Source organism: Pseudomonas sp. XWY-1, from assembly GCF_002953115.1.
Lineage (GTDB): Bacteria > Pseudomonadota > Gammaproteobacteria > Pseudomonadales > Pseudomonadaceae > Aquipseudomonas > Aquipseudomonas alloputida.
On the sequence record NZ_CP026332.1, the window covers coordinates 3795562 to 3817264 of the forward strand.

The window sequence follows — 21703 nt, forward strand, 5'->3', positions numbered from 1 at the left end:
GTTGCCTGCTCCCCGCCAGGCGCTATATAGCTAATGCCTGCGTTCAGATAACCACCAACCCGCTAGCTGAGCGGACGCTGCACCGTATTCCGGTCCAGCGCCTCCAGCGTCAACTGCAGCAATACCGCATGCTCGCGCTGCTGGTTGCTGGTCTGCAGCCGTGCGATATCCTCTTCCCGATTTCCCAACGCCATCAGCCGTTCCAGTTCAGCGTGCATGGAGGGTGGCACTTGCAAGCGAACCGGGAAAGTCTTGTGCAGGTAATCCTGCCAGAACCACTGCCGTGACAGATAATGAGCGATATCTTCCCGGGTTTGTTTCATCAGGACCCTTTCACGGACCAGGAGAAGGTCCTGATGGCTCAGCGCCGGGATACCTGCATAAAGCATTTCACCGGGTTGGGCAGGCAAGTCCAGGACATTGCGCAAGGCGATTCGATAGGCCAAGGCAAATTCGATCGACTCAGCGCCCGCCCCCACCCGATAGGCATGCTCAGCGGCAAGCTGATCGAGCAACGCCAAGCGCCACATCCCGGCACCGAGCCTTAGCAAGGCCAGCTCAGGCCGCCGGGCAGATTCACCGTGCCGCGTGCGCCATATCATCAGTCGCAGTTCCAGGTCAGCGAAACGAGCGGTGGCGTTATCCTGGCAACCGGTCGCCGCTGCGTGCTCGAACAGCTCATGCCTGAGGGCATCATGCTCAGACATCGCCTGGAGCATGTCGAACACACGGGCCGCGAGCGCGGACGCGGTCGATGAGCGATTGAAGGCACCCGACTCTGTCAGCATCGACAGGGTATTGAAGAATTCCTCCGACTGCTCCTCGGACTCCACATGGGCCCACAGTGCGGCCATTTCCTCTCGACGTTCGCCAGGTAACGCATCCAGAAAGCGCAACCGGTAAGGCACGCGACTGGCCTCAAGCAAATGCCAGGTTGAAACCCCGTCATATGCTGCCTCCAGCGGATTGCCGGAAAGCTCGACCCTGCCCGAACGCCACAACTGCGACTGATGAAAACCCTCGGGCAGTTCAGAAATACGGTTGTCGCTGAGGTTCAGGGTGTGCAGTTCTGGCGCGTCCATCAGCCCGTAGGGAAACCCGGGCATCTGGGTGTTTGACAGGTAGAGGGCATTCAGCTCGGTCATTGCCTGGACGGAAAATGCCCTGCGTAACGGGTTGTCCGAAAGGTTCAGGTACACCAGGGACCGGCAATCTGCCAAGACCAACGCCTGGCCTTGGTCGAGCGTGATCTGGTTACCGGACAAGTCGAGTACCTCCAGCTTCTGGGCAAGCATCAAAGGCAATGGCAAACGCGTGAGTCGGCAATGGGTGATTTCCAGGTTGCGCAAGTTGGGAAACGCCCGCAGAAACTCATCCGGAACGTGCTCCACGCGCATGGCGCGCAAGGCCAGGATCGAGACGTGGGGAAAGCCCACTTGCGCGGGCAGGGCTGGCAGATGGCGCAAGCGGCTGATGGTCTGGGTCAGCATGAAGCGCCCGTCGTCCAGTGCCGCTTGCCCTTGCAGTTCCGGCACAAGACAGCGCCAGCAGTTGATCAGCCCCTTTCTGAACTCACGCCGGGCGGCCAGCTCTGGTGACAGCAAGGCACTGCGTGCCCACTGGGTCAAGTGCCTTTTGAGCACCCCATATTGCTGCTCCAGCATAGATAACCTGGCCTGCGCGTCACTTGAGGCCAACCAGCGCCCGATCTGTTCGTCGGTAAAGGCCGGGTACAGGTCTCGCAACCGGGCCTGAAGCGCCCTTGGCCTGTTTCGCCCTAACGCCCCCCAGAGCCTGCCGCCCGCCATGGGGTAACCAATCCGGCCATCAGCAAGACGTTGCGGCGCTAGAAACGAGCCGCTCGGCTGTTCCAGCCTGAGCAGGTTCACCACGGTCTGGCGCTGGTCGAAAGCAACGTTGGTCAGCGCCTGGCGCAACGCAGGCACGAAGGGCTGGCCTTGGCCGATGGCCGCTTGCGATGCGTCGTCATAGGCTGCTGCCAAGGTCTCGAACAACTCGCCCCTCTCACCGGCAACCGTGTGCGTTGGGGTACGCAGGCGGAACAGCCCATGACGATGAAGCAGGTCAAACGTCTGCGCCGATCCCTCGACCGCCAGTAACGGCTCGCTGGCATCACCGTCGTACAATCGCCACCCCGGCCCGCCAGCCCCCGGCACATGCACCAGCAGGTTCAGGACCACACGCGCCAGGTCGAGGTTTTGCGGCGTATCGATGCACAGCGCCTCGTACACCCGCGCCATTCGAATCCGCGCAACCTGCAACCTTGCTGCCTCGGCCATCAGCAACGGCACACGCCCCGTCTCACGCAAAAGCTGCAGGTCATCCTCGCTGGCATCGCGCAGCACCTCATCCGCGGCCAAGCGGTGCAGGCTGGCAAAGTTCTGTCGTAAGAGGCGGCCAGTTTCAGTGTCGGGATTCTGCTCTTCGTACAACGCCTGAAGCAGTTCTCGTCGCCCGGCCCAAGCCACATCGGCCAACGCTGCTCCTTCCTTGCCGGCGGCTTGTGGAAGGCGCATGACCCGCTCCAGCAGTTGCGGGTCTGCGGTTACACCGCCCTCGCGCAACTGGTTGACCAACGTACCAATCCTGCCAGCGAGCCGCACGCGTGTGACGGTGTCTAGCAGCGCGGCCTCCGGCGGTCGGCCATACACATGCCATGCCCGCAGATGCTGATCATCCAGGCCATGAATCGCCAGCGACCGGTCGATCTGCGCGTCGTCGAGGTCGCTGAATGACCCGCCCAGGCGGCGGAACAACTGGCGTGTGTCGCCCCACTCGGCGGGCTGTTCGCACCACAGCCGCCACGCACCGGCCCCATTGTGACGCAGTGGCGGCGCATAGCCCTGATAAGGGAGCAGTTGCCACTGTTCATCGTCGTTGTGCCAGGTCATCTCATACCAGTGCCCGTCCATGCTGATCCAGCGGCGCTCGCCAACACGGTGCACACCCTCCATGTCCGGCACCGCCTTGTCTGGCGGGCTTTCGCAGCGATAGGGGCCGAGGTCTGCGTTCCACAGTTTTTCCTCACCGTTTTCCAGCTGCGCCGGTACCAGGTTGTCCACCAGACTCCAGGCGCGTCGGGCCGTGGCGACTACCGCAACGGTTGCCCCGACAGCCAGCAGCCCTTTGCCTACATTCAGCAGGTGCGCCAGCGCTGCATTGCGTTCGTTTTCCTGCCAGTCCCCTACAGCCTGGAACGTCTGCTCAAGCAGTTCCCAGGCCATCACCCCCAACAACACCGCGCCGATGCCCGGTACGAAGAACCCTGCGACACCCAACAGGGTCCAGCCTTCAGCACGCAAACGGCGGGCGTGTTCGGCCTGGACCTCGCGATCAAGCAAGGCCACGGGCGGGGCGATGATCGCAGCATCGTCCTTGATCCGCGCGACCCAGTCGTCAGCAAGGTGCTCGAACAATGGCAGGCGATAGGCAAAGGTCTGCTCATCGAGGTCCCGGGTTGCCCAGCCGGGCACGTCATCGAGCCGCTCACTGACGGCCGAGAAGAATCGCTGGCTATCGCGTCGGCGCACGAAGCGGTTGAAGAAACGCCGGTAGTCATCTTTGCGCAGGCGTTTGCCAAGCACCCGGCGGGCATAATCTTCCAGGTCGCTGCTCACGCTCCAGGGGCCGTGCGGGTCACCCGGTACATAGACCAGCACGCGCTTGCTGGTGTTGAACAGCAAGCCCGCGTCGATCACGTCCAGCACGACGATTTGCTGCAAGCGGCAACCGAACACCGCCAACTGGCGCACGCGAACCGATGCGCCTTCGAGCTTGCCGAGCGTGTCCTTCATGCACAGCGCCACCACCCACTGCAGTTCGTCTGCGCTCAATATGCCCTGCGCCCTGGCCTGCAGGGCATCCACCAGCATGCTGTAGCGTTGCCGTCGCGTCAGCAATCCCCTGACTTCGGGCTGAAGTACCGAATCCAGATGCGCCTGGTACTTCTGCCCAAGATCCAGCGCTCGACACAGCCTGGCGAAGCCCGGTGCAGACAGCTCACTGCGCCTTGCGCCGCGCACATCGACCAGGCAATTGCCCTGTGCCTGGTCGCGCTGCTGGTCTGCGGTGAAATTGCACAAAGCGGCCTCGAGCAGAGGAATGTCGTAGTAGTCGCTGCCGACAACCGGAAACCGACTGGTTACATAATGGATCGTGTGTGAGGGAAAGGTGTACCACTGGCGAAAGTACAGGCGATCGACATCAAGGTCGCCGTGGGCACCGAGCGCTTGCTGCAGCAAGGGCCGGGCAAATGCATTCAGGTTGCTTAGCCGCGCCAGCGCTGACGCCAAGCCTGCACGGCAGGCCAGCAGTTCAGGCAGCGCCTCGCTCAGCAGGGTAAATTCGGCCACGCTCAGCCGCTTCATCCAGGCCGGCAGCCGCTGTGCGATGTAGTGGTCCTGGCACGCTTGGGCCATGGCAAGGGTATCGACCGCAGCCGATGGTTGACGGCTATTGTTCTGCATCTCTGCCTCCGCGACGACATGGAGGGCCGAGTCTGAAGACTGTAGCGTCAGCCTGACGCCTAGCTATCTACCACCTGTTCAGAACAGCAGTAACTGATGGTCGGTAAGACGCGCAAAATCATCGCCGACAAAGGGCAGGATGGCGTCGGCCACCGGCAGTAGCTGACGGCTGATGTAGTGATCGTAGTCGATCGGTGCCTGCAGGTTTTCCAGCGGCTCAGGGCCGGCGGTGGTGATCACGTAACTGATCCAGCCCCCACGCTGGTACTGCAGAGGGCGCTGCAGACGCTTGTTGTAGTCGTCGGCAAGGCGTGCGGCACGCACATGCGGCGGCACGTTGCGCTGGTAATCGGCCAGCGGGCGACGCAGGCGCTTGCGATAAACCAGCAGTTCGTCCTGCTCCCCCGCCAACGTGCGCCGTACATACTCGCGTACATAATCACGGTAGGGCTCGCTGCGGAACACACGGCCGTAGAGTTCCTGCTGGAACTGCCGGGCCAGCGGTGACCAGTCGGTGCGCACCGACTCCAGGCCCTTGTAAACCATTTCTTCAGCACCGTCGGCCCGCTGCACCAGGCCGGCATAGCGCTTCTTGCTGCCCTCGTCGGTGCCGCGGATAGTGGGCATCAGGAAGCGCCGGTAGTGCACCTCGAACTGCAGTTCGAGGGCGCTGTGCAGGTTCATGGTCTCGTGCAGATGGGCTTGCCACCATTGGTTGACCTTTGCCACCAGTTCGCGGCCGATGCGCGCCGCGTCTTCCTCGGCGTGGGCACCCTTGAGCCAGACAAAGGTGGAGTCGGTGTCACCGTAGATCACATCGTAGCCACACGCCTCGATCAGGGACCTGGTCTGGCGCATGATCTGGTGGCCGCGCATGGTGATCGAGGACGCCAGGCGCGGGTCGAAGAAACGGCAACCGCTGGAGCCAAGCACGCCATAAAAGGCATTCATGATGATTTTCAAGGCCTGCGACAGCGGCGCATTGCCCTCGCGCTTGGCCGCTTCCCTGCCCTGCCACACCCGTTCGACGATGGCTGGCAGGCAGTGCTGTGTGCGTGAAAACCGCCCACCGCGAAAGCCCTCGACCGAATGTGCGTCGCCAGGCTGACGCAGGCCTTCGATCAGCCCGACCGGGTCGATGAGAAAGGTCCGGATGATCGACGGGTACAGGCTCTTGTAGTCCAGCACCAGCACCGAGTCGTAAAGCCCTGGCCGCGAATCCATGACAAACCCGCCGGGGCTGGCTTCGTCCGGCCGGCTGCCAAGGCTGGGCGCGACAAAGCCAAGGCGGTGCATCTGTGGAATGTACAAGTGACAGAACGCGGCTACCGACCCACCGCTGCGGTCCACGGCCAATCCCGTCACCGAGGCCCGTTCGAGCAGGAAGTCGAGCAGCCGGGTATGGGCGAAAATGCGCGTGACCAGTTCGCAGTCCTTCAGGTTGTAGCGTGCCAGGGCCGGTTTGTCTTCGGCGAAGCGGCGATTGATTTCGTCCATGCGTTGGTACGGCGTGTCGATGGCCTTGCCTTCACCCAGCAGGGTCTGGGCAACGTTCTCCAGGCTGAACGAGGCAAAGCTCCAGGTGGCCGAACGCAACGCCTCGATGCCATCGATCAGCAGCCGCCCCGGCGCATCGGCGAAGACATGGCCGCCACCGGCATGGCTGCGCAGGGTCATGACCGCACCGTTGCGCCCCAGGGCAAGTGGCACCTGCAACGACTTGGCGTGCTCATGCAGCAGGCGCAGGTCGAACTGCACCAGGTTCCAGCCAATGATCGCGTCCGGGTCATGCCTGGCCATCCACTGGTTGAGCCGGGTAATCAAGGCGGCGCGATCGGCGCAATACTCCAGGTCGAAGTCAAGCCCGCTGGCATCGCCGTTGGCCGGGCCGAGCATGTACACCTGGCGCTGGCCACAGCCCTCCAGCGCGATGCTGTACAGCTCGCCACGCTCGCTGGTCTCGATATCCAGCGACACCAGGCGCAGTGCCGGGCGATAGCCTGGCAGCGGCCTGAGCTGGGCTTCACGGTAAACGCCCTGCGCATCCGGCAGGCCAGTAAACTGCACCGGCGCCGTGATGAAGCGCTCCATGAGGTAACGCTCCGGCGGCCGGATATCGGCCTCGAACACGTCGATACCGGCCGTGCGCAGACGCTGCTCCAGTTGCATCAACTGGCGATGCTGGCGGGTATAGAGGCCGAGCATCGGACGATGCTCGAAGTCCTTCAGGCGCAGTGGCTTGAGCTTCGTCCCGGTTTCGTTGGCCAGCAGCACACGGGCGTGCTCGGCCTGCGCCTGAGGAATGAAAGCCACCGACTCCTGCGCCGCCAGCCGCAGCAGCCGCGGCCCGGCATCGGTGGCCAGCCAGAACTCCACGCAGGTGCCTTCCGGCGTATCGTGCCAGTGCCGGGTCAGGACAAAACCCTGCTGCAACTCCACTGCGTCGACCTCTGGATTGTCTGTAGATGGCGTTATTCTACCTGTGTCGTGCCTGACATGAGTGTTTTAGCGCCTACCCGCCACAAAACCGCTCCCCCGCCCGGCCACGGCCAGCAGCCATGCCAAGGCGATCAACACCAGCACCACCCCGCCAAACCACTCCACGCCGGCCCCAGCCAGCAGCAATCCGCCAATGATCCCGCCCAGGGCAATGGCGCAGTTCCACACCGTCACCAGCATCGACTGCGCCACGTCACCACCCGGGCCTGCGGCGTCGGCGCACGCTGTCTGCAGCAGGGTCGGGGCGCCGCCATAGGTCATTCCCCACAAGGCGATGCTCAGGTACACAAGCCACGACGATGCCTGCCCCAATGCCAGCGTGGCCAAGGCAAAACCGGCCAGGCTCAGCAACACCAGCTTGCGCAGGTGCCGGTCGACCAGCAGCCCTACCAGGCCGATCCCGGCCAGCGCCGACAGACCAAACACCATCAGCACCGGGCCAATGTCCGCAGCCATGCCAGCCGCCGCCAGCAACGGCACGATATAGGTGTAGAGAATGTTATGGCCAAGGATCCAGGTGAGGATCACCAGCAATACGATCAACACCCCCGGCGTGCGCAATACCTGCATTGCCGCCGGGCGCTTGCCGGCAGCCTGCCCCGGGTAGTCCGGCACGGACCGCAACACCCACACCACCAGCAGCGACGCCACCAGCGTGACGACCACGAATGTCGCGCGCCAGCCCAGCCCCGCTCCCAGCCAGGTCGCAATCGGCAAGCCGAGCGACAAGGCAATCGGCTGCCCGAGCATGGCCAGGGCCATGGCCCGGCCCTGCAACGGCACCGGCACCATGCGCCGGGCATGGCCAGCGATCAGGCCCCATGCCAGGCCGGCCGCAGCCCCCGTGAAAAAGCGCAGCACCAGGGTCAGCGTGTTGGAGTCCGACAAGGCCGTCAGCCCGTTGAACAGCACGAAGCCGATGATCGCCAGCAACAGCGCCCGGCGCCGATACCAGCCTTGGGTCAACGTCACCAACGGGATGGCGGTCAGTAACGAGCCCAAGGCATACGCCGTGACCCATTGCCCAGCCATGGCCTGGCTGATGTGCATGCCATCGGCGATCTGGTCGAGCAGACCCGCCGGCAGGGTTTCGCTGAGAATGGCGATGAAACCGGTCATGGCCAGCGCCAGCAGACCGCCAACGGGCAGACGTTCGTTGCTGGCGGCCAGCAACGGTGCGGAAGATGTCTGGGACATTGCAAATGCCTTGAGTGAGAAACGAGGCGAACAGTCTGCAAGACAAGGCCATTGCGGAAAAAGACGGTTACAATGCCGCTAACCCAGGACATCAGCGTCCGCAATCAGGAGTGCGACATGGACAGCCTCAGCGGCTTCGTGGTCTTCAACCGGGTGGCCGAAACCCGCAGCTTCGTTGCCGCCAGCCAGTCACTGGGGATCAGTGCCTCGGCAGTGGGCAAGCGCGTGGCGCGCCTGGAAAGCCGCTTGGGCGTGCGCCTGTTCCATCGCAGCACACGCTGCATCACCCTCACCGCCGAGGGCACGATGTTCCTCGAGCGCAGCCGGCGCATCCTTGCCGAAATCGAAGCCACCGAGCAGGAGCTGTCGCAGGCCAGCGAAACGCCGCGCGGGCGCCTGCGGGTGAGCATGCCGCAGGTGACCAGACTGGTAATGCCGGCCCTGGCCGAGTTCATGGCACTGTACCCACAGGTTGAACTGGACCTGGACTTCTCCGACCGCATGGTGGATATCGTCGGCGAAGGCTTCGATGTGGTGATGCGCGGCGGGCAGCCGGTGGATTCCCGGCTCAGCGCCAAATTCCTCGGGCACTTTCAGCACCGCCTGGTAGCCTCGCCCGAGTACCTGCGCGAACGCGGCACTCCCCTGCACCCACGCGACCTGGCGGTGCATACCTGCCTGCATTATCGCTTCCCCAGCAACGGCAAGCTGGAAACCTGGCCGCTGCGCCAGGAGCATCCCGAGCAAGCCTATGACATCCCCATCTCGATGGTCTGCAACCACGTCGAAACACGCGTCTGCTTTGCCTTGAACCACCGCGGCATTACCTGTCTGCCGGACTTCAACGTGGGTCGCGAACTGGCCAATGGCTCACTGGTCAGTGTCCTCGACGACTTCATGGAACGGCGCGGCAGCTTCTATCTGCTGTGGCCGTCCGGGCGGCAGATGCCGCCAAAGTTGCGGGTATTCATCGACTTCATGCTCGCTCGGGTATTCAACCGTACAGGTAGTTGATGTCCTTGTAGGCCAGCGGCGGTACCTGGCCGAGCAGGAAGTCACGCAGCTTGTGCATCTGCCGCGCTTTTGGGCTGGCCTTGAGCCAGGTCATGTAGTAACCGTCGCCGGTGGCCACGGCATGCTTGAAAGGCGTGACCAGGCGCCCGGCGGCCAGGTCGGTGCTGGCCAGTACCAGATCGACCACTGAAATGCCCAGGCCTTGCTGGGCGGCCGATATGCCCTGGTCGAGAGTATCGAACACCTGCCCCTGGTCGATGCTGATGTCCAGCGCATCCATTCGCGCCAGCCAACGCCGCCAGTCACGCCGGTCGGGTGACGGGTGCAGGAACTCGCATCGGGGCAGGTCGGACAGTTGCGGTTGTGCCTGCGTCATGTAATCCGGATGACATACTGGGATCAGCCATTCATCGAACAGCTTGAAACTCTCGATATCGGCGGGAAATCGCCCGCTGGCCAGGAGAATGGCGCAGTCGTAGGGCTCGGAATAGAAATCCACGCTGTCGATATCCATCCACACACTGGACAGCTGCACGCTGCAGTTGTCCTCGACCTTCTTGAACGCATCCAGCGCCCGCAGCAGCCAGCGCACCGTAAGCGTGGACGGCGCCTTCAGGCGCAGGCCATAGCGATCCTGACGCAGCAGTGCGCAGGCATTCTCGATGATCTTGAAACCGACCTTCAGCTCTTGCGCCAGCAGGCGGCCGTGCTCGGTCAGGCTCAGCTTCGGGCCCCGACGTTCGAACAGGTCGCAGCCGAACAGGGCTTCGAGGGTCTTGATGTGGTGGCTGACGGCGCCCTGGGTCAGGGCCAGCTCTTCAGCCGCACGGGTGAAAGAGCCATAGCGAGAGGCCACCTCGAAGGCACGTAACGCGTGCAAAGCCTGAATCCGTTCCGACATGGCGGCGTCCCGAGCATGAGTAGGACTAATAGTAGGTCATAACTCCACGCGTTTTACAACGACAAGAGCGTCTCGGAAAATGCAGGTAAATAACAAACATAACCAAGATCCTGCCTGCATGTGACTGGAACGTTCACTTAAATCAACGCCTGGGGAAATCATGTTTACGGGATATGGAAATTGCTATCGCCTGGATGCGCTGGAGCTTGCCGCTGAACATGGTCACACCATGCAACACTGGACGTTCAAAACCATAGAACACTTTCGCAGTATTCTCGCCAACCCCGAATTCCCCTGCCTGTTCGGCCGCAAGGCGGTAAACGGCGAAACCTGCCACATTCTCTTCGCCCGCGCCGAGCAACTGGCCGATGATATCGCGCAGGGCCTGGCCAACTATGTGCGCACCGTCGCACCGATCGCACCCAAGCAGCGCATCGGCAGCCCTTTGGTGGTGTTTCTCGAAACCGCCTCCGGCAGCAGCCTGGCCGAGCAGCAGGCCTTGGCCTGGAAGGTACTGCGCGGCGTGCATGCGCGCGACCCGCACCCTTGGCCTCAAGGCATCCCGACCGATCCCGACGATACCGGCTGGTCGTTCTGCTATGCCGGCATGCCGCTGTTCATCAACATGAACTTCCCCGGCCACCAGCAGATGAAAAGCCGCAACCTGGGCCAGCACATCACCTTCGTCATCAACCCGCGGGAGAACTTCGACGAAGTGGCCAACGCCAACACCGAGAGTGGCAAGCGCATCCGCGAGCGCATTCGCGAGCGCGTGCATCACTACAACGACGGCGTTGTGCCCGACACCCTTGGCTTTTTCGGCGATACCGACAACTACGAGTGGAAGCAGTATCAACTGCAGGAGGCAGGCTCGCTCAACCCGTCACGCTGCCCGTTCCACGCCCATGCCGCACACCAGCCGACACCCGACATACTGATCGAGAACTGACCGTGAATACCGCACTCACCGCCACCTACGCCCTCACCGTGCTGCTACTGATCGCCACTCCCGGCCCGGTGGTTGCACTGATCGTCAACACTGCGGCCGCCTCCGGCTCGCGCAAGGCCATGTTCACCGCCGTCGGCACCAACTGGGCATCACTGGTGCTGATTGGCGCGGCAGCGTGGATCATCCTCACCAGTGCCGCCATCGACAAAACATGGCTCAGCACCATGAGCCTGCTGGGCTGCCTGTTCATCGGCTACATTGCCGTGGGCACGCTGAGGGACGCCCTGCAGGCACCTGCGTCAGACGCGGCGAGCGAGGCCCCCAAGGCTGGGCGCGGCGGGCTGATGCAAGGCTTCATGGTGGGCATTTCCAACCCGAAAGACATCATTTTCTTCATCGCCTTCTTCCCGCAGTTCATTCAGATCACCGAATCGTTCGGCAAGAGCATGGTGGTGCTGTCGCTACTGTGGGTGGCCATCGATTTCGCCGTGCTCAGCCTGTACATCTTCGCCATCGGCAAGATCGCCTCGCAGCGCAGCAACCGCATCATCAGCCTGGCGTCGGGCGTCGCCCTGCTGCTGATCGCCGCCGGCGGCCTGCTGTACAACCTCAAGGAACTGGCGGCCTGAACCTGCTGCAAAGCACCCGGCATCAGCGAAGGAGAGACCATGACCACGACTGACACGCGCCCGTCTCCTTCGCCGCTGCAGCAGGACTACCAGCGCTTTCTCCTGTTGGGCAGTCGCCGTGCCCCCTATACCCTGCATGTGCACGAAACCGGCTACCGGTCCGGTACCATCAACACCGATGCCCTTGGCCTGCGCTACAGCCATTGCGCCGGCAAGCGCTTTTCGGCGGCCGAGCACGGTGGTGCGTCGCGCATCAACCTGCTGGTCGGCGGCTCCACAGCTTTGGGCATCGGCGCCAGCTCCGACGAACATACGGTGGCCTCGCACCTGTCGATGCTCACGGGCGAAGTCTGGCTGAGCCTGGCCGGCTGCGGGCTGAACGCCACCCAGGAATTGATGATGTTCCTGACCCACCAGCACCGCCTTGGCCTGCTCGGCCATGTGGTGGTGCTCAGTGGCCTCAACAGCCTGGCCCACGAAGCCCTGCACGAAGTCCTCGCGGGTACCAACGACCCGCAGCACGCCAAGGCCTACCAGGCCTTTCTCAACAGTTTCAGCGAAGGCCTGCAGCCCTGTGCACCACCCCGTCGGCAGTCGCTGTGGCGGCGCATCGGACAAGCGCTGGCCCCTCCTGTGGCCGCGCCCCCGGTCAGCTGGCCACTGTCGCCCCCGGAAAAACGGCTGGCCCGTGCCGCCGACAACATTGGCCGTACCTTGCGCCAATGGGATCGCCTGCTGGCAGACAGCCACGCCACGCTCACCTTCATCCTGCAACCCTTGCTGCCCTGGTGCCGGGATACTCTGCCCGCCGGTGAGCAAGCCATGCTGACCGCGCTGCAGCAACAACCGGCGAACTTCGACCGGCTGTTGGAGGGCGCGTTCGACAGACAGTTGCATTCGGCATTTTTCCGCCGCATCAAAAGCCAGGCCGACCCGGTGCCCTGCTACGACATGAACTGCATGCTCGATAGCTCGCCTGTGTTCGGCGCTGACCTGTTCATCGACCGCCTGCACCTGAACGATCTGGGCAACAATGCCTTGGCCAAGGTGATCACCGCCAAGCTTGGGCTGGCCCAGGAAAAACATGCCCAGCGCAAGGTCACGCCGATCAAGCTCGTCTGACAGTTGTCGGGTGGTCTTCCGGCCACCCCCCTTGGGTGGCTAGAATACGTCGTCGTTACGATTTGCCCGAGGCGCACGCTTGACCGCCATGAACACCGAAGCCGTCCTTCCGTACCTGGCCATCCATGGGGTTTGCCTGTGAACCTTGTGCGGCGCCTGCCCCCGCTATTGGCTGCGCTGATGCCATTGGTCGCGCAAGCGCTGGAGGTACGCATCGACCCTCATGCCGACCTGCTCTACCGTCAGGCCTTGCCGCTGCTGGAGCAGGCCGATGACCAGGGCGACGCTAACAGCACGCTGCGCACCGCAGTAGGCGGCGACCCTGAGCTTAGCCGCCAGGGCCAGGCCATGGCTCACACCTTGCCGACAGCGGTTGCCCTGCTGAAAAAATCGGTAGAGCTTGGCCACCCGGTCGCACAGTACCGCCTGGCCCTGTACTACATGACGTACCTGCCCGCCGCGCAAATCCCGGAGGCCGCCTGCCCGTTGCTCGAAGCCAGCCTCCAGCAGGGGTTTGCCGCACCGGCGCCAGCCATTGCCACCTGGTGCCGGCCCTACAACGTCAGCAGCGAGTACCGTACAGCGCTGGAGGCCATCCCCAGCATGGCCACCGTGTACGCCCCCTACTACCCGCAACCGGCCACACGCCTGGCTTGCAACCGCAGCCGGCCACAAGGCCTGGAGATGCTGTGGGGGCGTCAGCGCGATTACCAGGCCGAGGTGTACCGTCTGCTTGGCGACCTCGACCCACAGCAGCGCACGAGCCTGCTGCAGAAAGCCGTAGACATCAATGGCTGCGCAACGGCGCAACAGCTGCTGACCAGCCGCCCATAACCCAGGGTCATTCGGGGCCGCCTTGCGGCCCTGTTGTCAGTTGGCCACTGAGGTTGAGGCGAACACGCCTAGACCAGCAAGATCGTTCAAGCCATCCCCTGCCCCGTCTGTCATGCTGGCCTGCCACGTAGCCGCCATGCAGCCATCATGCCCCACATCGCCCGCCAAGCCTTTCTTCACGGCGCCATTGCCATTCTCCCGTTGTCCCTGGCCGTTGCCCCTTGGGGCCTGCTGGCCGGTTCCATGGCCATCGAGGCCAACCTCAGCGCCTGGCAGGGGCAAGGGCTGTCGGCCATCGTCTTCGCCGGCGCCGCGCAGCTGGTGGCCATTGGCATGCTCAAGGGGGGTGCCAACCTGGCGTCGATCCTGCTCACCACCCTGCTGCTGACCTCGCAGCACCTGCTGTATGGCCTGTCGATGCGCCCGGTAGTTTCCAGCCAGCCGCTGCGCTGGCGCCTGGGCCTGGGCTTTCTGCTGACCGACGAATTCTTCGCCCTGACCAGCCAGTACGACCAGCAGCAATTCAACCGCTGGTATGCCTTGGGGGTGGGCCTGACCTTCTACATTGCCTGGAACCTGTTCACCCTGGCCGGCATACTGCTGGGCCAGAATATTCCACACCTGGACCAGTTCGGCCTGGATTTCTCCATTGTCGCCACTTTTGTCGCCCTGATCGCCCCGCTGGTGCGCAACCTGGCCACCGTGGTGTGCGTAGCCGTGTCGCTGTTCTGTTCAGTGCTGTTCAGCTACTGGCACTGGGAAACCGCCCTGGTGGTCGCAGGCCTGCTGGGCATGAGCGCCGGGTTCATCTGCCAGAAATTCGCCGGAGTCCGCGCATGACCTGGATCCTGATATTCGCCATGGGCGCCATCGTGTTCCTCAACCGCTACGCATTCCTGGAGCCGCGCCTGCCCTTGCGTCTGAGCTCGAATGCCCGGCAGTTTCTCGGCTTTGCCGTGCCGGGCATGCTCACCGCCATCTGCGGCCCGATCATCTTCATGGCTGACCACCAGCTCAACCTGAGCCTGCTCAACCCCTACCTGCTGGGCTCCCTTGTGGCCATCGCCCTGGTGCTGTTGACCCGCAGCGTATTGCTGAGCATGCTGGTGAGCATGTTGATCTTCTTCCTTCTGCGCAGCTGGCTGGCATGAGCCCGCCCTTGCGCGAGCAGACACACCTCTGGCAGGCGCCAGCCCTTGGCGACGTCGAGATGCTGCACGCTCGCTACTATCAGCAGCGCTTCGCCCCGCATGTGCACGAGGGCTATGTATTCACCGTGATCGAGTCGGGCGCCCAGCGCTTCTGGCACCGCGGCAGCGAGCACCTGGCACCGGTCGGCAGCATGGTGCTGATCAACCCCGACGAACTGCATACCGGCGCTACGGCCCATGAAGCCGGCTGGCGTTATCGCGGCTTCTATCCCGAGCACGAGCGGGTGACCGGTGTGCTTGACGAACTGGAACTGGGCCGCCACGGCATGCCCAGCTTCAAGGACAGCGTGATCCATGACCCGGCCCTGGCCCTCGCGTTCAGCCAGCTGCATCAGTTGTCCGAAGCCAGCGCCAGCGCCTTGCAGCAGCAGACGGCCTGGCGCCAGGCGGTGCTGGCCCTGGTGCAGCGGCACGGGCAGTGCGCCGAGCCTTCGGCCCCTGGCCACGAACCCCTCGCCGTAGCCCGCGCCCGCGAACTGCTGGAAAGCCAACTGGCCGACCCGCCCTCACTGGAAGCGCTGGCGGCAGCAGTCAACCTGTCGCCGTTCCACTTCGCCCGGGTGTTCCGCCAGGCCACCGGACTGCCACCCCATGCCTGGCTGAAGCAACGCCGCCTGGCCCGCGCCCGCGAAATGCTGAAGCACGGCCTGGCCGCTTCGCAAGTGGCGTTCGACCTCGGCTTTGCCGACCAGAGCCATTTGAGCCGGCAGTTCAAACAAGCCTATGGGGTGACCCCGGGGGCGTATCGACAAGCCTGCGTTCACTCTGCTCTACGCGCGTGAGAGGGCGGCAGCGCCCTCTCGAGAATGCAGACCCGCCAGCAGCTACCAGACTGTGCAGTTGAGCACTTCAACAGGTCACTTTCAGATCCCGAGCCTTGGATCCCACGCACGAGACGAGCATCAACTTTAAACATGCAGACGCGGCAGTAGCCCTTTGCAGCTGCCGCAGCGCGCCTTGCAAAGGCCACAAGAGCCTGACCAACCCTCTGCTACACTGACAAGGCTGAATGGAGGATCCTGTCATGTCCGAAAGAGAGCTCACCACCCTTCTGTCGTTGATGAACCAGCGCCAGGCCTGTCTGAGCAGTGCCTGCAAGGAGATTGCCGACTGGATCGACCGGCAGGGCGATGTGCCCGCCGCCGGCAAGATCCGCGCTAGCCTGAAGGCACTGGAGGCCGATGAGGCCCAGGTTCGCAAGACCCTGACGTCGCTGACCCTCGACAGACCGCTGCCGCGCTTTCGTAGCTGAAAGGCGCAGCTGAAAAAGAAAAGGGCCGCTGAACGCGGCCCTTTGATCTGTCAGTGGTTCATGTGCATGTGATCATGCCCACCACCTGCGTCGGCGTTGAGCGCACGCACTTGCGCCTGAACGTCCAGGGTTTCCTTGGCGCCCTTGGCATCCTCGATGGTCAGGGTCAGCGGCACTTTGTCACCCTCCTTCACCTGATTGTGCAGGCCCATCAGCATGACATGCAGGCCATTCGGGTCCAGGGTCACTGCCTTGCCGGCTGGCAATTCGATAGCCTTGACCTCACGCATGCCCATCACGTCACCGTTCATGGTCATCTCGTGCACCTGCACGGTCTTGGCCACGGGCGAAGCCACGCCCACCAGCTTGCTGTCGCTGCTGGCAGTCAGGACCATGAAAGCACCGGTGGACTGCTGGTGCGGCACGCTGGCACGCACCCAGGCATCACTCACGGTGGTCTGGGCCAGGGCCGGCAGGGCCAGCCCCATCAGTACCAGGGCAGCCAGACCGCGTTTGATCGGTTGCATCGACATTCAGCAGATCTCCATCAGGGTGACCAGATCTTCGGCGCATTCCTTGGCGTTCAGGGAATGGCCCAGGCTCAGGCGCAGGGTGCCACGTGTATCGTAGACGTAGCTGGTGGACGAGTGAGAAATGGTGTAGGTGTCTCCGGCCGGAACCTTCTCGTAGAACACCTTGAATTCCTTGGCCACCGCGGCAATTTCCTCGGGGGTGCCGGTCAGCGCGGTGAACGTCGGGTCGAAGGCCTTGACGTAGGCATCGAGCACCTCGGGCGTGTCGCGCTCCGGGTCCAGGGTGATGAACACCACCTGGAACAGGTCGCGGTCGCGGCCCCTCAGCAGCTTGCGAATCTGCGCCGCCCGCGCCAGCGTGGTCGGGCAGACGGCCGGGCACTGGGTGAAGCCGAAGAAGACCATCGGCATGCTGCCGTAGAAGCTCGACAGGGTGCGCACGTTACCTTGCGGGTCTTTGAGGCTGAACTTGCGCCCGAGGATATCGTTGCTCATGTTCTTGCCGTACTTGAACTCGAGCCCCCGGGCCGGGCTGCAGCCTGCCAGCAGGCCAAGCCCGAGAACGCCCATGCCGGCGACAACCGCACGCCGGGTCAAAAGATCATTCATGAAACCATCCTTTAAAGGGAAGGTGCCGGCCCTCGGGACGGACCGGTCGAAAAACCGGGGCATTCTGGCATGACGCCCAGAGGGGTTCTACCCGACAAAGGCGAGGATGGCCTGCAGCCCTTTGAATATGGGCTGCGGCCTATTGTCGCGGGGGTTGAAACCGTAACACTTTGTTGCTAAGGGAACCGCCTTCCACTCAGTAGTAGGCGTTTTCTTTCTGGCTGTGGTCAGTCACGTCACGCACGCCCTTCAGCTCCGGAATACGCTCGAGCAGGGTGCGCTCGATGCCTTCCTTCAACGTGACATCGGCCTGGCCGCAACCCTGGCAGCCACCACCGAACTGCAGCACGGCAATGCCGTCATCGACCACGTCCACCAGGCTCACCTGGCCGCCATGGCTGGCCAGGCCGGGGTTGATCTCGGTCTGCAGGTAGTAGTTGATACGCTCGTTGATCGGGCTGTCTTCGTTGACCATCGGCACCTTGGCGTTTGGCGCCTTGATGGTCAGCTGGCCGCCCATGCGGTCGGTGGCGTAGTCGACCAGTGCGTCTTCCAGGAACGGTACGCTGACGGCGTCCAGGTAGGCAGTGAAGCTTTTCAGACCCACGGCGGTGTCGTCAGGCTTCTCTTCGCCCGGCTTGCAGTAGGCGATGCACGTCTCGGCGTACTGGGTGCCCGGCTGGGTGATGAAAATGCGAATGCCGATGCCGGGCGTATTCTGCTTGGAGAGCAGATCGGCCAGGTAGTCATGGGCGGCGTCGGTAATGGTTATAGCGCTCATGTAGGTTCCTCACAGACTTGCGGCCAAGTGTACGCCAACCCAGCCTTCGAACAAAGTCCTAGCAATTGACTCGGGAAAGCGCATATTCAGGGGCCGGCCCCCGTTGCGCCGCCAGCCAGGCCTGCATTCGCCGGTACAGGCCGCGCTCCAGCCACTGGTAGCTGAACCACGACATTAGTCCAATGGACGGCACGCACAGGGCGAACGTCAGGAACGGGTTCAGCTGCAGCCGCTGGCTGGCGAACCAACCGGCATACAGCACCAGCACATGAATCAGGTACACCGAGTACGAACAGTCGCCAAGGGCCTTGAGCAGCCGATTGCCCTGGAACAGCGGCTCCATGGCCACGAAGGCCAGGACGACCATCGCACTCGGTAACCCCCAGTGCAGCAAGCGCTGGGAAGCGTCCAGACAGTAGATCGCCATGCCCGCCACACCCAGCAACGCCAGCGGCAACCACCGGCCCTGGCGGATCAGCCCGCGGCGGTACAGTACACCGACACCAATGCCCAACAGAAACTCGTAGATGATGTCGTTGTTGTAGAAGCGGCTGACCACGCCCATGCGCCCCAGTACCTCACTGACCAGCAACAGAGCGGCAGTCACCAGCAGCAGGTGATGCCGTTGGCGTACCAGGAACGCCAGGCCGAACAGCAGGTAGAAGAACATCTCGAAGTTCAGCGTCCAGCCCACGTTCAGGGTCGGGTACAGGCCATAGCCACCTGGGTTTTCCGCCGGGATGAACAGCAGCGACAGTAACAGGTGCCGCCAGTCAAACGCCTGATGTGGCATCCATTGGCTGAATGCCAGCAGCAACATGGCCATCAGAGCTGTGTAGAACCAGTAGGCAGGGACGATGCGCAGCGCCCGATTGAGCAGGAACTGGCGTGGCTCGATGGTTTTGTCGCGGGTCGACAGGTAGATGACCAGCCCACTGATGACGAAGAAGATGTCGACGCCTACGGCGCCACGGTCGGTGAGCAGTTGGCCGATGGGGCCGGTGGCGTGGAAGTCGAAGAAGATCTGCATGAAATGGTGGCAGACCACCACCCAGGCGGCGAACGCCCGCAGTGCCTGAAGCGAATACAGCATGGAATACCCTGCGCTTGGCGGTGCATTGAGGCCCGTATCGAGTGCAGAGGCCAGCGCCAGCCTTGAGAGCAGCGCCGTACCTGTCGTAGGAGCGGGTTCACCCGCGAAGGGCTGCAAAGCAGCCCCCAGCAATCGATCCAGACCACCTACTCTGTCCGACCGCAAGCAAATCGGAAAGGTCAGCCAACCCGATCAGAGGTTCTCGTAGCGGTTCATGTCCAGCACGCCCGCCTCGACCGGTTCGGTCTCCTTGATATAGCTGTTCAGGTCATGGAAATAGCGCCAGAAGGCCGGGTGACTGCGGCGCACACCCCAGCGCATGACAATGCGCTCGAACTTCGCCGCGTCATCTTTGGCATACTCCATGTCCTCGACGAACTCCGGCACATCCGTGGTCGGGATGTTGAAGATGAAGTTCGGGTAGCTGCTGAGCACCCCCGGGTACAGGGTCAGGGTATCCAGCCCCGGCTGGTAGCGGTACGCCTCACCCAGCAGGAACGCCACGTTGCTGTGCGCGCGGTTGCGCAGCAGGCTGTACACCTGACGCTGGCCGTCCTGTCCTTCGATACGCAGCATGGTCGCCTCGGGCAACTGGTTGATCACCTTCAGCCCGGCCGCCGGGCGCGACACCAGACGGCTGAGCGACTGCTCGGCATTGCGGAACTCTTCGCTGATCTGCGGCCGTGAGCAGAACGCGCCCTGGCAGCGATTGATCGGGTCCGGCGCGGCATTCAGGCTGCCGGTGCGCTGCAGCAGCTTCAGGCCAAAGTCGCGCTTGGGGTCGCGCGGGTCGAGCTTGACGCCACTCGGGGTGTCGGTGTCGATGTCTTCATAATCCATCCACATCTTCACCTTGCCACTGTTCTGGTACCAGTCGCCGAGGATCGCCTTGCGCTGGTCGGCCGGCATCAGGCGCAGGAAGTTGACCTCGGCACCATTGCGGATCAGGTCGAAGTACAGGCGCGTCTGCAACTGGTGCGATACGTTGCCATACACATCGAAGTTGACCGCCAATTGGTAGTACGTGCGCTCGAACAACGGGTAGTCGAACAGCCACACGGTCAGCGGCACATCCCCCACCAGGCCCTTGGTCACCGATGCGCTGTCGAAGTGGCGGAAGATGCTCAGCAGCGCATTGTCGTTGCCGGCCCACAGCGTCGACCATCTCGGTGCCGGCATTTCGGCATAGGCTTCACGGCGCAGTTTCTCGTAGTCGTTGCGCTTGTCACGATAGGCGTGCCACAGGCTCAGCACACTGCCCACGTCATCGATCTGACCAGGCATGGCCAGCAGCGGAGTAGCCTCGCCCCGGTACTCGGCATCGGTGACATAGCGATCGAAGGCCGGCTCCTGGAACAGCGCCCAGAAGTTGTCGCGGATCACGTCAGTGGCAATCTGCCCGCGGCACACCGGGCCACGGATGAAGGTGCGCACGAAGTACTCGGCGTTATCCAGCATGAACTGGTAGCGCGCCACGGCCGGGATCGCCTCGAAGGTTTCAAACGGATTGGCCCGGTGGCGCGGGCCGTAGCCCGGAAGCGCGGTGGCATGCCAGTCGCCGGCGTAGAACAGCTGCTTCACGCGCTTGAGTTTCTGCGGTCCCATCGGGTAGGTGATGTGCGTCTTGTGTACGATCACACCCTGCACCGGGATCAACCGGTAGTAGAAGTCCGTGCCCGGCGGGTCGTTGGGGCGGCGGGTGGCAATGATATCGACCGGCTTGCCGCTTGGCGTGCGCGAGCGCACCCACTGGAAGAAGTGGCCTTGCTCGCCGCCAGCGAAATAGATGTGCGCCAAAAACAGGTGCTCGTACAGCCAGCGTCCCACCAGCGCCTCGGTGGAACCCGGGCGGTTGAGCAGTTCTTCCCACTCTGCGATCTGCCTGGCTTCGGCCGCGCTCGGCTGGATCGGCTGGTACTCCACCGGCGCACCAGCGGCCAGCCAGCGGCGCATGGTGGCATATTCCTTGTCGGTCAGCCCGGTCACCGCCAGCGGCATGCCCTCCTTGGGGTGTGCGCCGGCATAGGCGTCGAATTCATGGGGCAACGGGCACATGTTGTTGCGGCTCAGGCCCAGGACGATCTCTTCGGGCAGCTTGGCGTTGGGCGTAAGCGGGGTCTTGTGGCCCAACTCCAGCATGCGCGCCATCAACGCGGCCTGACCGCCCTGGTTGTCGAGCACCGAGTAGAAGCCCTTCTTGCGCCATTGCTCTTCGCTGTGGGCGTCGTAGAACAGCCGCGTGGTGGGCACCGCCTTGCTCCGCTCGCCCTGGTACACCGGGACCTTGCTGGCCCCGCGTACCGCGCCTTCAGGGCTTTCCAGCTTGAGCTGGCAGGCGGCGTCGTTGCAGGCGTGGCAGGCCACGCACTTCTCGGTGAAGATCGGTTGAATGTCCCGGGTGTAGGAAATAGCCGGGCTCGACTGGGGGGCCTGCCCGAATACCGCGCCGCTGATGAGCAGGGCGAAGGCGCCGGCAAGGATACGATGCACCATGTGCGGAAAGTCCTGGTTCTTGAAAGCCATCACGATTTGTTGCCTGGTCGTCCTGGGTGCTTCGCGCTGCCTCCACCCGCCCAACATGAGCAGTTTTCA

At 63.2% G+C, this 21703-nt stretch carries 18 protein-coding genes; 9 read left to right on the forward strand and 9 right to left on the reverse strand.

Annotation, left to right across the window (positions count from 1 at the left end):
- Positions 1-62 precede the first annotated feature (62 nt).
- The 3 genes from PRJ_RS17630 to PRJ_RS17640 form a co-directional block, all read right to left on the reverse strand.
- Positions 63-4487 (reverse strand): NEL-type E3 ubiquitin ligase domain-containing protein, encoded by a 4425-nt coding sequence (locus tag PRJ_RS17630; protein ID WP_104962100.1) that lies wholly within the window; start codon positions 4485-4487, stop codon positions 63-65.
- Between the two features lie 78 nt (positions 4488-4565).
- On the reverse strand, positions 4566-6926 hold the full coding sequence (locus tag PRJ_RS17635) for a DNA polymerase II (RefSeq protein ID WP_104962101.1): 2361 nt from the start codon (positions 6924-6926) through the stop codon (positions 4566-4568).
- 66 nt (positions 6927-6992) lie between these two features.
- Positions 6993-8183 (reverse strand): MFS transporter, encoded by a 1191-nt coding sequence (locus tag PRJ_RS17640; protein WP_104962102.1) that lies wholly within the window; start codon positions 8181-8183, stop codon positions 6993-6995.
- A 117-nt stretch (positions 8184-8300) separates the two neighbouring features.
- Here PRJ_RS17640 and PRJ_RS17645 point away from each other — a divergent pair, with 117 nt between their 5' ends.
- Complete coding sequence (locus PRJ_RS17645) at positions 8301-9197, forward strand: LysR family transcriptional regulator (protein ID WP_104962103.1); 897 nt, start codon at positions 8301-8303, stop codon at positions 9195-9197.
- Here the strand turns inward: PRJ_RS17645 and PRJ_RS17650 are convergent.
- Entirely contained in the window at positions 9178-10098 is a 921-nt protein-coding gene (locus PRJ_RS17650; protein ID WP_003250438.1) for a LysR substrate-binding domain-containing protein, read from the reverse strand. The genes PRJ_RS17645 and PRJ_RS17650 overlap by 20 nt on opposite strands.
- Before the next feature lie 160 nt (positions 10099-10258).
- Between PRJ_RS17650 and PRJ_RS17655 the strand changes: the two genes are divergently transcribed.
- From PRJ_RS17655 to PRJ_RS17690, 8 genes are all read left to right on the forward strand, one after another.
- Positions 10259-11047 (forward strand): YqcI/YcgG family protein, encoded by a 789-nt coding sequence (locus tag PRJ_RS17655; protein WP_104962104.1) that lies wholly within the window; start codon positions 10259-10261, stop codon positions 11045-11047.
- Positions 11048-11049: 2 nt separating this feature from the next.
- Positions 11050-11676: a LysE family translocator gene (locus PRJ_RS17660; RefSeq protein ID WP_010953344.1), complete on the forward strand. Its 627-nt coding sequence runs from the start codon at positions 11050-11052 to the stop codon at positions 11674-11676.
- A 39-nt stretch (positions 11677-11715) separates the two neighbouring features.
- A complete protein-coding gene (locus tag PRJ_RS17665) occupies positions 11716-12798 on the forward strand; it encodes a hypothetical protein (RefSeq protein WP_104962105.1) in 1083 nt (360 codons plus the stop codon).
- A gap of 138 nt (positions 12799-12936) precedes the next feature.
- The gene (locus PRJ_RS17670) at positions 12937-13632 is read left to right on the forward strand and encodes a sel1 repeat family protein (RefSeq protein WP_104962106.1); all 696 of its coding nucleotides are present in this window, start codon (positions 12937-12939) and stop codon (positions 13630-13632) included.
- Between the two features lie 147 nt (positions 13633-13779).
- Positions 13780-14472 (forward strand): AzlC family ABC transporter permease, encoded by a 693-nt coding sequence (locus PRJ_RS17675; RefSeq protein ID WP_104962107.1) that lies wholly within the window; start codon positions 13780-13782, stop codon positions 14470-14472.
- Positions 14469-14783, forward strand: coding sequence for an AzlD domain-containing protein (locus PRJ_RS17680; protein WP_020193370.1), 315 nt, complete (start codon positions 14469-14471; stop codon positions 14781-14783). The genes PRJ_RS17675 and PRJ_RS17680 overlap by 4 nt, the downstream gene beginning before the upstream one ends.
- On the forward strand, positions 14780-15625 hold the full coding sequence (locus PRJ_RS17685; RefSeq protein ID WP_003250425.1) for an AraC family transcriptional regulator: 846 nt from the start codon (positions 14780-14782) through the stop codon (positions 15623-15625). The genes PRJ_RS17680 and PRJ_RS17685 overlap by 4 nt, the downstream gene beginning before the upstream one ends.
- Before the next feature lie 242 nt (positions 15626-15867).
- The gene (locus PRJ_RS17690) at positions 15868-16095 is read left to right on the forward strand and encodes a hypothetical protein (RefSeq protein ID WP_003250422.1); all 228 of its coding nucleotides are present in this window, start codon (positions 15868-15870) and stop codon (positions 16093-16095) included.
- A 50-nt stretch (positions 16096-16145) separates the two neighbouring features.
- Here the strand turns inward: PRJ_RS17690 and PRJ_RS17695 are convergent, their stop codons facing one another.
- From PRJ_RS17695 to PRJ_RS17715, 5 genes are all read right to left on the reverse strand, one after another.
- The gene (locus tag PRJ_RS17695; protein ID WP_104962108.1) at positions 16146-16628 is read right to left on the reverse strand and encodes a copper chaperone PCu(A)C; all 483 of its coding nucleotides are present in this window, start codon (positions 16626-16628) and stop codon (positions 16146-16148) included.
- A complete protein-coding gene (locus PRJ_RS17700) occupies positions 16629-17237 on the reverse strand; it encodes an SCO family protein (RefSeq protein ID WP_104962109.1) in 609 nt (202 codons plus the stop codon).
- 196 nt (positions 17238-17433) lie between these two features.
- The gene (gene nfuA, locus PRJ_RS17705) at positions 17434-18018 is read right to left on the reverse strand and encodes a Fe-S biogenesis protein NfuA (RefSeq protein ID WP_003250416.1); all 585 of its coding nucleotides are present in this window, start codon (positions 18016-18018) and stop codon (positions 17434-17436) included.
- A gap of 58 nt (positions 18019-18076) precedes the next feature.
- Complete coding sequence (locus PRJ_RS17710; RefSeq protein WP_104962110.1) at positions 18077-19111, reverse strand: acyltransferase; 1035 nt, start codon at positions 19109-19111, stop codon at positions 18077-18079.
- Between the two features lie 192 nt (positions 19112-19303).
- Positions 19304-21604, reverse strand: a complete 2301-nt coding sequence (locus PRJ_RS17715) for a fatty acid cis/trans isomerase (RefSeq protein WP_104962111.1) — start codon at positions 21602-21604, stop codon at positions 19304-19306.
- Between the last annotated feature and the right edge of the window lie 99 nt (positions 21605-21703).